The sequence below is a fragment of the Microbacterium sp. NPDC079176 genome (genome assembly GCF_040686675.1).
In the GTDB taxonomy this organism is placed as follows: Bacteria; Actinomycetota; Actinomycetes; order Actinomycetales; family Microbacteriaceae; genus Microbacterium.
The window spans coordinates 321,235-333,613 of record NZ_JBFBLM010000005.1; the positions used below are offsets into that span (position 1 = coordinate 321,235).

The window sequence follows — 12,379 nt, forward strand, 5'->3', positions numbered from 1 at the left end:
GAACAGGATCCTGCTTGTCGGGGGGCCAGCGTCGCAGTTCACGCCTCCACCGGGAGGCGAACGGTTCTGTGTGCATCGCACACTGCCGGAGATGAAACTGACTGACGATCCGTGACCAGCAAGGACATACATCACATGAAGCACAGAGTGACAGGCCGCCGCCCATTGGCGTTGACGGCCGCCACCACGCTCGCCCTCTCGGGGCTCTTCCTCGGAGCGCCTGCGGCGTTCGCTGAAGATTCGACCGACGCACCCAGCCAGGACGCTCCTGCTCAGGTGCTGAAGACGAAGGCGGAACTCGACAAGGTCGGCACCGACATGGTCGCCGTCGGACAGACCGCGGATGGCGGCAACGTCGTCGTCGTGACTGCTGACAGCGCGTCCGCCGACTCCGAGATCACGCAGATCGCCGCGACAGAGGGCTTCCCTGACGCAGCCGTCGTCAAGGTCGACCGTGTGCTCTCGGCGTTCGATGAGGGCGACGTCGTCGGCGGACAGGGCTACCTGTCGGTCAGCCCCGACCTCGACGGTTTCCTTGCCAACGAGCCTGGAAGTGCCGCCTGGTCGTGCTCCGTGGGCTTCGCAGCATTCACACCCACCGGTGACCCTGCGCTCCTGAGCGCCGGACACTGTGCCTTCGACGAGAGCGGCGAACCGCTCACCGACACGACTCTCACCGTTCCCGGTGACGAGCCGGCAGTCGGCGGAACCCCCTCGCTCCCCGCGTCGGTCGAACTGCTCGGCACGTTCGGCTTCGCCCAGTTCGGCGGCGGCGACGGTGGCCTCGGCTCGAACGGCGACACCACCGCGACCGACATCTCGGTCATCGACATCGACGAGGCCGCAGGCTGGAACCCGGTTCCCGCGGTCACCGACTGGACAACGGCCGGCGACTCGCTCAGCTCACTCGCTGACAGCGTCATCGCGATCAAGTCCGTCGCCGCCCCGGCGCTCGGCGAGGTCAACAAGAGCGGTCGCACCACCGGCTTCACCACCGGCGTGGTCGACGGCGACGACATCCTCGACGGATGGGCGAGCATCGACGGCCACTGGGTTCAGGGCTTCTCGAGCAACACTCCCGCGGCTCCCGGTGACTCCGGCGGCGCTGTCATCCAGGGCAACGCGGCCGTCGGCGTCATCAGCGGTGGCTCCGAGGCGACCGCGACCGAAGAGCAGTTCACCTGGGCGACATCGCTCGTGACCGCTCTGCCCAAGACCAACGGCTACCAGGTCGCACTCGACCTCGACGCACCGGTCATCACGAGCCCGACCGACGGTGCAGAGGTGCAGCCGGGAACGGCCATCACCGGAACCGCTGTCGGAGCGGCCAAGGTCACGGTCAGCGGCTTCGGCGCAGACCAGACGGTCGACGTCGTGGACGGCGCCTTCTCGGTCGTCGGCCCCGTCGAGCTCGGCGAGCAGACCATCTCGGTCCGTGCACGCACCGGTTTCAGCTCTTCCGAGACCGTCTCGATCGACGTGACCGTGGTGCCTGCTCCGCTCGTCGCACCGGTCATCACCTCGCCGGCTGACGGCTCGACTGCCAACGAGACCGTCACCGCGATCAGCGGCACCGGCCTGCCGGCCACCGCCATCACGGTGACCGACGCCGAGACCGACGACGTGCTCGGCACGACCGAGGTCGCCGCAGACGGTTCGTGGACCGTCGACGGACTCACCCTCGAGTACGGCTCGCACAGCGTCGTCGTGACGCAGACCCGTGACGACGAGGTCTCGCCTGAGGCCACCGCGTCGTTCTCGGTCATCCCCGTCTCGCCGGCCGTGACCTCGGTCACGAACGGCGCGGAGTTCGCCCACAACGACGGTCCTTCCGGACTCGCCGGCTCGGGCATCGACGGAGCGACCGTGACGGTGAAGCTCACCGGCGCCGAGCCGACCACGGCGAACACGGCGGCCCTCGCGGGCGCCTTCGCCGCGGCGAGCGGCACGTTCACGGCCACTGTCGAGGACGGTGCCTGGAGCGTCGACTTCGGTGCGGCTCTCGAGTCGGGCACCTACACGGTCTCGGCCACGCAGGCCATCGACGGCGTCTCGTCGGCTCCGACCGACCTGGCGTTCGCTGTTCTCGCCGCACCGGTCGCCGGCGGTGGCGGAGCCGCTCCCGCTCCCGGTGAGGGTGGCGCAGCCGCCCCGGGTGACGGCGGTCTCGCCGCGACCGGTTCCGACATGCTCGTCCCGCTGACGGCCGGAGCCATCGCGCTCGCCCTGCTCTCGGGCGGACTGCTGCTGGTCGTGCGTCGTCGCCAGCAGATCCAGAGCTGATCGCCTGATCACGATCTGACGGAGTGACCGGCCTCGGCCGCGAACCCCATCGCTGAGAAGCCCGGTATCGATCGATACCGGGCTTCTTCGCGTCTGCGGGGTGCTTCGTGGTGCAGGCGCGCGGGATGCCGGACACGCAGAAGGCCCGACATCGGAATCCGATGCCGGGCCCTCTCCTGTCGAGCCGAACCTCAGGCGAGTTCGATCACCGACCATGACAGCGGCGGCAGCGTCGCACGCACCGACCCGTCGACGACCTCGGCGGCGCCGAGCGGCACCATGTGCACGGCATCCTGCGTGGTCTCGAGGTTCGCGGTGCGACGGTCGCCGCCCTCGGGGATCGTCAGCGTCTCGGCGTTCACGACGCGGAGGCCGGTCAGGCCGCGCAGCTCGACGGTCAGGTCGCTCTCTTCGGTCAGCGAGCGGTTCGCGACGAAGACCACGACTCGTCCGGTCTCCTCGTCCCACGTGGCTGCGGCGTCGACCGAGTCGACCCCGCCGTAGCGCTTCGTCTCGATCTGCGGCGCCGACACCGCGAGGCGCAGGATGCGGCCCTTGGCGAGGCGAGCCATGCGCTCGAAGGGCCAGAAGCTCGTCTGACGCCAGGCAGGGCCGTTCTCCTCCGAGCGGATCGGCGCGATCACGTTGACGAGCTGCGCCTGGTTGGCGATCTTCACGCGGTCGCCGTGACGCAGCAGGCTGTTGAGCAGGGTGCCGACGACGACGGCATCCGTCACGTTGTAGGTGTCTTCGATCAGCCGCGGGTGCTTCTTCCACCCCGCCTTCGCGATCTCGACCGACTCGACGTCGTTGAACGTGCGCTGATCCCACACGTTCCACTCGTCGAACGAGATGTCGACCTGCTTGGTGTGCTTGCCCGCGGCCTTGACGGCGTCGATCGTCGCGATGACGCCGTCGATGAACGCATCCATGTCGACCGACTCCGCGAGGAACGACTCGGCGTCGCCGTCGTGCTCCTGGTAGTAGGCGTGCATCGAGACGAAGTCCACCTCGTCGTAGGCGTGGGTGAGCACGGTGTGCTCCCAGGTGCCGAACGTCGGCATCGACCGCGCCGACGAGCCGACCGCGACGAGTTCGATCGTCGGGTCGACGAGCTTCATGGCCTTGGCCGACTCCTGCGCGAGGCGTCCGTACTCGGTCGCGGTCTTGCCGCCGATCTGCCACGGGCCGTCGAGCTCGTTGCCCAGGCACCACAGCTTGATGTCGAACGGCTGCTCTGCGCCGTTCTTGCGACGAAGGTCCGACCAGTAGGTGCCACCGGGGTGGTTGGCGTATTCGACGAGCGACCGGGCCTCTTCGACCCCGCGGGTGCCGAGGTTGATCGCCTCCATGACCTCGACGTCGGCATCCTTCGCCCAGTCCATGAACTCGTGCAGGCCGAAGGCGTTGGTCTCGATCGTGTGCCAGGCGCCGTCGATGCGCACCGGGCGGTCTTCGACCGGGCCCACCCCGTCTTCCCAACGGTAGCCCGAGACGAAGTTGCCTCCCGGGTATCGGACCACCGTCGGACCCATCTCCTTCACCAGGGCGAGGACGTCCTGACGGAAGCCGCGCTCGTCGGCCTGCGGGTGCCCCGGTTCGTAGATGCCGGTGTACACGCAGCGCCCCATGTGCTCGACGAACGACCCGAAGAGCCTCCGGGGGACGTCGGCGATGGTGAAGTCGCGATCGATGGTGATGCGGGCCTGAGACATTGCTCTCCTTGTTTCTGGCTCTCGAGCCGGGTGGGGGACTACTGACCGCCGAAGCCGCTGGTCGCGACGCCCTTGACGATCTGCTTCTGGAAGATGATGAACACGACGATCAACGGCAGCGCTGCCAGCACGGCCTGAGCCATGACCTGGGCGTACTGCACGCCGTAGGCGCTGATCACCGTCTGGAGGCCGACCGGCAGCGTCATCAGCGTGGTGTCGTTGATGACGAGGAACGGCCAGAGGAAGTTGTTCCAGGCGCCGATGAACACGAAGATCGCGACGGATGCCAGGATCGGGCGCGACAGCGGCAGCACGATCGACCAGAAGATGCGCAGTCGGCTGGCGCCGTCGACCCGGGCGGCGTCTTCGAGCTCGATCGGGATCGCGTCGAAGAAGCGCTTCAGGATGAACACCATAGCCGGCGCCACGACCTGCGGCAGGATCAGACCCCAGTAGGTGTCGATCATGTTGAACGCGAGCATCTCGTAGAACAGCGGGATGATGAGCACCTGCGGCGGCACGACGATCGAGGCGATGATGGCGACGAACAGCCACTTGCGACCGGTGAAGTCGAGCCGGGAGAAGGCGTAGGCGGCCAATGCCGAGATCGTGAGCGTGATCAGGGTCACGGCGATCGACGTCCACAGGCTGTTGAACGCCCAGGTGTAGACGTTGCCCTGCGACAGGATCGCGGTGAACGCCTCGATCGTCGGGCCCGAGGCGCCGATCCAGGACGGGTCGCCGCTGGCGGCATCCGTCTCGGTCTTGAACGCCGTCGCGATCGCCCAGAGGAAGGGCAGCAGCCAGCCGACCGCCAGGACGATGAGGACGACGAGTGCGCTGATGCGCAGCACGCCGAACGGCTTCTCGCCCGGCAGGTGCGGGCGACGGGCCCGCGCGGGCTTGGTCGTGGTGATGGTCTCGGTGAGAGTGGCGGTGGACATCACAGCTGCGACTCCTTCCGGCGGCGCGTGATCAGAGCCTGCGCGACGCCGATGATGACGATGAGGGCGAAGAACACATAGGAGATCGCGGCCGAGTAGCCGAATCGGTAACTGACGAAGCCGGCTTCGTAGATGTACTGGACGATCGAGCGGGTCGTGTCACTCGCGACACCGCCGAGCATCTGGTACGCCTGATCGAAGAGCTTGAGCGACGCCAGGATCTGCAGGATCAGGATCAGCACGGTCGCCGGTCCCAGCTGCGGAAGAGTGATCGACCAGAACTGGCGCCACGGCCCCGCGCCATCGAGCGATGCGGCCTCGTACTGCTGCGGCGGGATGTTCTGCATCGCCGCGAGGTACAGCAGGAAGTTGAATCCGACCGTCCACCAGACGGTGGCGATCACGATCGACAGCATGTTGGTGTCGGGATTCTGGAGCCAGGCGAGAGGCTCGAGACCGAAGAACTCGAGGATGTTGTTCGCGGCACCGATCTGCGGGTTGAAGATCCACACCCAGATCTGCGAGATCACGGTCGAGGCGAGCAGATACGGCATGAAGAACGACAGTCGCCACAGCCACTGACCCGGGATGCCGCGGTCGACGAGAGCCGCCATCAGCAGAGCGATCACAACGAGCGGCACAGTGGACAGCAGGGTGAACCACACCGTGTTGCCCATCGACTGCCACATCTTCGGATCCGTCAGCGCCTCGGCGTAGTTCGCGAAGCCGATGAAGGAGCCGCCGGCGCCCGTGAGCGATTGGTCGGTGAAGCTGAGGATGATGCCGTGCACGATCGGCCAGGCGAGGAACAGCACGAACGCGAGCAGGAACGGAGCGAGGAACGCCCAGCTGATGAGCTGCTCGCGGTTGCGGGAGCCGGCGCGACGGATCGGGATGGCGGCCTTGGAGCCGGTGACGATGGTGCGCGTGGAGTCGGTTGCCGTGGTCATGATGCGAACGTCCCCTCGGGGTCTGCCGGGTTGGGCTGACGGAGCAGGGTGTTCACCCGTGCCTCGAACCGGTCGATCGCCGCCGCGGGGTCATCGCCCGACAGCAGGACGCCCTGCACCGCGGCGCCGAACTCGCCCTGGAAGTTGGAGCCCGATCCGGTGAACCACGCGGTGGGGTCGTACACGACGTGCTGCGCGGCCTCGGCGTAGTGGGCCTGGGGGACGAGATCGGCGTACTCGGGCGACTCGGTGACCGGCAGGAAGGCGGGGATGTGCCCGGCCTCGGCCCAGCCGAACGAGCCCTTGAGCATGTCGGCGACGAACTGGTACGTCAGGTCGCGCTTCTTCTCGTCGGCGTTGGTCTGATGCGGCAGCACGAACGAGTGCGAGTCGGCGTAGACCGCCGGGGTGCCGTAGAGCGTGGGGATCATGGTCGCATCGAACGGGATCTCCGCGTTCTGCATGGTGCGGAGCTCCCAGACGCCGGTGAACAGCATGCCGCTCTTGCCGGTCGCGAACTCGGCGACGGCGCTGCCGTAGTCGGCCTGGGCGAGGGCGATCTCGCCGTCGAGCAGGGTGCGCATGAGCGAGAGGGACTCGACCGCGGCATCCTTGTCGATCACGGCCTTGCCGCCGGCGGGCAGCTCCATCGCACCGCCGTGCTGCGAGTAGAAGGTGTAGAAGAGGCGCCACATCTGCGCGCCGTCGCCGAGATATCCGTACGACAGCGCGTGGCCGTCGGCTTTGCCGCCGATCGTGCGCAGTTGCTCGACGAAATCCTCGGGAGACGACGTCTCTGCGAGGCGACCGTCACTGTCGAGCACTCCGGCGGCATCGCAGATGTCGGTGTTGAACATCGCGACGAACGGATGCGCGTCGAGCGCGACGCTGTACATGTTCTCGCCGACGAAGCCCTTCTCCCAGATGGGCTTCGGGAACGTCGATGCGTCGACGCCGAGGTCTGCCAGTCGGTCGAGATCCCACGGGTCGAGCAGACCGCCGGGGGCCCAGCCGACCGTTCGGGTGGCGTGCATGATCGCGACGTCGGGGGCGCGGCCACCGGCGCCCGCCATCGCGAGCTTCGTGTAGTACGGGGTGCCCCAGGCGAGCACCGTGGGGCGGATGCGGTACGCGTTCTGCGCCGCGTTCGCGGTGTCGAGCAGTTGCGACATGGTGACGCCGTCGCCACCCGAGAGCAGATGCCAGAACTGGAGGGTCGTGGTGTTCGAGCCCGGGACTGTTCCGGGGGCGCAGCCAGCGAGCAGCGCCGCGGCGGCCGTGACGGAGGCGGCAGTCAGGAACTGCCGTCTGGACATATCGAGCGGGGGCGTCATCGTCACTCCTTCGTGACAGCGGGCGGGGTCGGGGTACATCATTACATCGATGTAATCAGCGGCGCAAGAGTGAGCCGATGCTTCCGGGCCGCGTCAGGGGCGGTAGCCGCGCGGGGTGCCCCGCGTGCTGTCGCGCTCGAGCAGATGATGCGAGAGGGTGAGCGCGCGCGGGGGAGCGGAGCGGTCGTCCATGCGCGACTCGAGCAGCGTGAGGGCCGCGTCGGCGAACGCGCGACGATCGAAGGCGATCGTCGTGAGCGAGGGCGACGTGTACCGCGAGAACTCGACATCGTCGAAGCCCGTCACGATCACATCGTCCGGCACGCTCACGCCGTGATCGTGCAGCGCGTGCAGCGCTCCGAGCGCGAGCGAGTCGGTGAAGGCGATGATCGCGTCGAATGCCACACCCCGCCGGAACAGCGTGGCGACGCCATCCGCCCCACCCGTCATCGACCACGGCATCGGGTTGATCTCGAGAGCGGTGTCGCGCGGGATGCCGACCTCTCGCAGCGCGTCGTGCACGCCCTCGAGTCGCAGGCGACCTGTGGCGGTCGCGACCGCCGCGTCGTCATCGGCGCCGATCACCGCGATGCGGGTCGCCCCGCGAGACAGCACATGCCGGGTCACGTCAGCGGCGGCGCGGCGACTGTCGATCCGCACGTGGTCGGCCCTGTTCTGCTCGACCTCCCCGAGCACGACGAGCGGGGGCAGCCGGTCGGCGTACTTCAGCACGCTGTCCTCGAGGCGGATCGGGTTCAGGATCAGCCCGTCGACCAGGTGCGCGCGAGCGCGCGAGACGAGCTCCCGCTCGCGTTCGGGATCAGTCGCGGTCTCCTCGATCTGCACCGCCAGGCCCCGATCGTGCGCAGCGTCGACGATGCGATGCATCAGCTCGGCCGAGAACGCGGTGGCGAGGTCGGGCAGGGCCACGGCGATGATGCCCGAGCGGCCCTTGCGGAGCCCGCGGGCGTTGAGGTTGGGCACGAAGTCGAGCTCCACCATCGCCGACTCGACCCTGAGCCTCGTCTCCTCGCGAACGGCGACCGTGCCGGTGACGACGTTCGAGACCGTCTTGGGTGAGACGCCGGCAAGTGCGGCGACGTCCTTCATCGTCGCGCGCGGCGGCGGCATCGCAGTCATCCGGTCAGCCTATCCATGCGCGTGCCGAGCGCGGTGCCTCTCCGATGGCGGGCGAGGCTGCCGTGGCTACTATGGCCCGATGACCATCGAACGCAACTGGGCCGGCAACCTCACCTATCGCGCATCCGCGATCGAGCACCCGAGCTCGATCGATGAGCTGCAGGGATTGCTCGCCCGGGGCGGGGCCGTGCGCTTCCTCGGGTCGCGGCACTGCTTCAACGACATCGCCGACACCGACGGGGTGCTCATCGCGCTCGACCGGCTGCCCGTCTTGTTCGAGGTCGCCGACGCCCGTGACGCCGTGCGCGTGTCGGGCGGGCTGCGCTACGGGGACCTCGCCCCGCTGCTCGATGCCGAGGGGCTCGCGCTCGCGAACCTCGCCTCGCTGCCGCACATCTCGATCGCGGGAGCCGTCGCGACCGGAACGCACGGCTCGGGCGACGCGACGGGATCGCTGGCCTCCGCCGTGCGCGCGCTGACGATCATCACGCCGGCAGGGGAGATCCGCTCGCTCGCTCGCGGAGACGACGACTTCGACGGCGCGGTCGTCAGCCTCGGAGCCCTCGGAGCGGTCGTCGACGTGACGCTCGATGTCGAGCCCGCCTACGAGGTCGCCCAGCACGTGTTCGAGCATCCGTCGTGGGATGCGATCCTCGCCGACTTCGACGAGGTGACGAGCATCGGAACGAGCGTCAGCATCTTCTCGCGGTGGGAGCACACCGACGTCGCCGACCAGATCTGGGTCAAGCAGCGACAGCCCGAGGCGCGCGAGAACACCCGCGCCGATCTCTTCGACCGACTCGGAGCGGAGCCTGCGACAGCGAAGCGGCATCCGATCATCGGCGTCGACCCGGTGGCCTGCACCGAGCAGCTCGGAGTGCCGGGGCCGTGGTTCGAGCGTCTCGCGCACTTCAAGCTCGAGTTCACGCCGTCGGCGGGCGCCGAGATCCAGAGCGAGTACCTGGTGCCCCGCGCCGATGCGGTCGCCGCGATCCAGGCGGTCCGCACGCTCGCCGGCCAGATCGCGCCGCTGCTGCTCGTGAACGAGATCCGCACGGTCGCCCCCGACTACCTCTGGCTGAGCTCATCGCAGGGTATGGATGCCGTCGGCATCCACTTCACCTGGAAGCCCGACGAGGCGGCCGTTCGCGAGTTCCTGCCCACGCTCGAGGCGGCACTGCCCGAGACCGCCCGCCCGCACTGGGGAAAGGTGTTCACGCTCGATGCCGCCGAGGTGCGCTCTCGCTACTCGCGCTGGGATGACTTCGCCGCGCTCGCGGCGCGGTTCGACCCGGAGCGCCGACTGGTGAACCCCTACCTGGAGCGCCTGGGCCTCTAGCGCCTGCCGCTGCCGCGGGATCCATTGCACCACCGGGCTTGTTCTCGGTAACATTCTCCGAGGCTCGGCCGACGGAGGTGTGCATGGCGAACGTCGGTTCAGACAAGCCCAACATCCGTCAGGTGGCGACCATCGCGGGCGTCTCGCACATGACGGTCTCGCGTGTTCTCAACGATCACCCGAACATCAAGCCCGACACGAAACGCCGCGTGCTCGAGGCGATCGAGGAGCTCGACTACCGCCCGAACCTCGTCGCGCGGGCTCTCGCCACGCAGCGCACCCGCCGGATCGGCGTGATCGTCGAGAGCGCGGTGGCGCACGGTCCGACCAGCATCCTGCGAGCGGTCGAGCTCTCCGCACGTGCCACCGGATACTCCGTCACGCCGATCGCTCTGCACGAGGGTGACCCGCTGTCTCCGCAGGAGGCGGTCGACAATCTCGTGACCCAGGGAGTCGATGCGCTCTGCGTCATCGCGCCCCGCTCGTCGTCCGTGGCGGCGCTGCGCCGCATCGCCATCACCGTGCCGATGCTGGTCGTCAAGGCAGACGCCGACCCGACGTTCCTCACCGTGTCGATCGACCAGCATGCGGGCACGACATCCGTGGTCGACCACCTCGTCGCACTCGGCCACCGCGACATCCTGCACCTCTCGGGTCCGCTCGACTGGCTCGACGCGAGGGCTCGGGAGCGGGCCTTCCATTCGCGGGCCAAGTCGTGGGGCATCCGCGAACGGCCCATCGTCGTCGGCGACTGGTCGGCCGACTTCGCCTACGACTTCGCGAAGGGGCTCACGCGGCTGCCCGACTACACGGCGATCTTCGCCGCGAACGACGACATGGCGATGGGGCTGATCCACGGTCTGCACGACCGGGGCTTCGAGGTGCCGCGGGATCTCAGCGTGGTCGGCTTCGACGACATCCCGCTGGCGCGGCACTTCATCCCGCCGCTCACGACGGTGCGCCAGGACTTCGGGGCGCTGGGCGTCGCGGTGGTCGAGATGCTGCGCGCGGCGATCGAAGGGCGGGACATCCCCACGCTCACCCGGATCCCGACCGAGCTCGTCGCCCGCGGCTCATCGGCCGCACCTCGGGAGGTGCGATGACCTCCGACCGTGGTCCCGCGCCGGTCGTGCGGCTTGCGGGCATCACGGTCGAGTTCCCCGGCGTGCGCGCGCTCGATGACGTCGACTTCCGGCTGTTCCCCGGCGAGGTGCATGCCGTCATGGGCGAGAACGCCGCCGGCAAGTCCACCCTGGTCGCGGTGATCACCGGCACCCTCGCGCCGGAGGAGGGCACGGTCCTCGTCGACGGCGAGCCCCGTCGGTTCTCGGGGGTCGCCGACAGTCGAGCGGCGGGGATCGCGACGGTGTTCCAGGAGACCCAGCTGAGCCCGAATCTCAGTGTCGCGGAGAACGTGATGCTCGGGCGGGAGCGCCGAGGACGGTTCGGCATCGACTGGCGGAGGACGAGAGCGGATGCCGCGGAGGCGCTGGCCAGACTCGGGCTCGACGGCCTCGATCCGAAGACGCCGCTCTCTCTGCTCACGCCTGCGCAGAAGCAGCTCGTCGCACTCGCGCGCGCGGTCGTCGACGAGCCGAGGGTGCTCGTCCTCGATGAGCCCACCTCCAGCCTCGACGTCGCCGAGGTCGCGACCCTGATGCGCGTCATCCGCGGTCTGCGGCAGCGGGGGGTCGCGATCCTGTTCATCTCGCACTTCCTCGAGCAGGCGTTCGCGATCAGCGACCGCATGACCGTGCTGCGCAACGGGCGGCGCGTGGGGGAGTATGCGACGCGAGACCTCGACCGGGCCGACCTGATCTCGAAGATGCTCGGCAAGGACATCGACAGCCTCCGAGCGCTCGGCTCTGAGCGCAAGGCCCACCACTACGCGTACGACGGAGAGCCCGCGATGCAGGCGTCCGGTGTGGGGCGACGCGGTGAGCTCGAGCAGATGGATGTCGAGATCCAACGCGGAGAGATCGTGGGCCTCGCGGGGCTGCGGGGTTCCGGGCGCACCGAGCTCGCGTCGCTGCTCAGCGGTTCGGCGCGGGCCGACAGCGGCGAGCTCTGGGTCGACGGCGAACGGGTGCAGCTGCGGAGCCCGTCGGCGGCGCTGCGACACCGGATCGCGCTGTCGGCCGAGAACCGGGGGACGCAGGGCATCATCGGCGAGCTCACGGCGCGCGAGAACATCATCCTGTCGCTGCAGGCGCTGCGCGGGTGGACTCGTCCGCTCTCGCACGCGGAGTCGCGGGGACTCGTCGAGACGTACGTCGAGGCCCTGCATCTGGATCCCGCCGACCTCGACCGCCCGGTCGGCCTGCTCTCGGGGGGAACCCAGCAGAAGGTGCTGCTGGCCCGTGCGCTGGCGGTGCGTCCGCACGTGCTGATCCTCGACGAGCCCACTCGGGGGATCGACATCGCGGCGAAGATCGATGTGCAGAGACGCATCAGCCAGCTGGCCGGTGACGGAGTGGCCGTGGTCTTCATCTCGTCCGAACTCGAAGAGGTGGTGCGGCTGAGTGATCGCATCATCGTGCTGAAGGACCGCGAGAAGATCGGCGAGCTCAGCAACGGTCCTGGTGTCACGGTCGACACCGTGGTCGAGATGATCGCCGCTGAGCTCAGCCACAGCGTTGAGCTGTGATCGGTAACAAGATCTTTTCCTTCATGC

The 12,379-nt window shown here is 68.5% G+C and carries 9 protein-coding genes; 4 read left to right on the forward strand and 5 right to left on the reverse strand.

Annotated elements, in window-relative coordinates; translation table 11 throughout:
• The first annotated feature begins 135 nt into the window (after positions 1 to 135).
• Positions 136 to 2,283, forward strand: a complete 2,148-nt coding sequence (locus tag AB0P11_RS14595) for an LPXTG cell wall anchor domain-containing protein (RefSeq protein ID WP_363522665.1) — start codon at positions 136 to 138, stop codon at positions 2,281 to 2,283.
• Between the two features lie 191 nt (positions 2,284 to 2,474).
• Here AB0P11_RS14595 and AB0P11_RS14600 read toward each other — a convergent pair whose 3' ends face one another.
• The 5 genes from AB0P11_RS14600 to AB0P11_RS14620 all read right to left on the reverse strand — a co-directional run bounded on the left by AB0P11_RS14600 (position 2,475) and on the right by AB0P11_RS14620 (position 8,366).
• Positions 2,475 to 3,998, reverse strand: a complete 1,524-nt coding sequence (locus AB0P11_RS14600) for an alpha-N-arabinofuranosidase (protein WP_363522667.1) — start codon at positions 3,996 to 3,998, stop codon at positions 2,475 to 2,477.
• 38 nt (positions 3,999 to 4,036) lie between these two features.
• The gene (locus AB0P11_RS14605) at positions 4,037 to 4,942 is read right to left on the reverse strand and encodes a carbohydrate ABC transporter permease (RefSeq protein WP_363522669.1); all 906 of its coding nucleotides are present in this window, start codon (positions 4,940 to 4,942) and stop codon (positions 4,037 to 4,039) included.
• Complete coding sequence (locus AB0P11_RS14610; RefSeq protein WP_053097910.1) at positions 4,942 to 5,892, reverse strand: sugar ABC transporter permease; 951 nt, start codon at positions 5,890 to 5,892, stop codon at positions 4,942 to 4,944. Before AB0P11_RS14610 ends, AB0P11_RS14605 begins: the two co-directional genes overlap by 1 nt.
• Positions 5,889 to 7,226, reverse strand: coding sequence for an extracellular solute-binding protein (locus tag AB0P11_RS14615; RefSeq protein WP_363522671.1), 1,338 nt, complete (start codon positions 7,224 to 7,226; stop codon positions 5,889 to 5,891). The genes AB0P11_RS14610 and AB0P11_RS14615 overlap by 4 nt, the downstream gene beginning before the upstream one ends.
• A 93-nt stretch (positions 7,227 to 7,319) precedes the next feature.
• Positions 7,320 to 8,366 (reverse strand): LacI family DNA-binding transcriptional regulator, encoded by a 1,047-nt coding sequence (locus AB0P11_RS14620; RefSeq protein ID WP_056280575.1) that lies wholly within the window; start codon positions 8,364 to 8,366, stop codon positions 7,320 to 7,322.
• Between the two features lie 79 nt (positions 8,367 to 8,445).
• Between AB0P11_RS14620 and AB0P11_RS14625 the strand changes: the two genes are divergently transcribed.
• The 3 genes from AB0P11_RS14625 to AB0P11_RS14635 all read left to right on the forward strand — a co-directional run bounded on the left by AB0P11_RS14625 (position 8,446) and on the right by AB0P11_RS14635 (position 12,352).
• Entirely contained in the window at positions 8,446 to 9,705 is a 1,260-nt protein-coding gene (locus AB0P11_RS14625; protein WP_363522674.1) for a D-arabinono-1,4-lactone oxidase, read from the forward strand.
• An 83-nt stretch (positions 9,706 to 9,788) separates the two neighbouring features.
• On the forward strand, positions 9,789 to 10,808 hold the full coding sequence (locus AB0P11_RS14630) for a LacI family DNA-binding transcriptional regulator (RefSeq protein WP_053097905.1): 1,020 nt from the start codon (positions 9,789 to 9,791) through the stop codon (positions 10,806 to 10,808).
• On the forward strand, positions 10,805 to 12,352 hold the full coding sequence (locus AB0P11_RS14635) for a sugar ABC transporter ATP-binding protein (RefSeq protein ID WP_056280582.1): 1,548 nt from the start codon (positions 10,805 to 10,807) through the stop codon (positions 12,350 to 12,352). Before AB0P11_RS14630 ends, AB0P11_RS14635 begins: the two co-directional genes overlap by 4 nt.
• Positions 12,353 to 12,379: the final 27 nt, after the last annotated feature.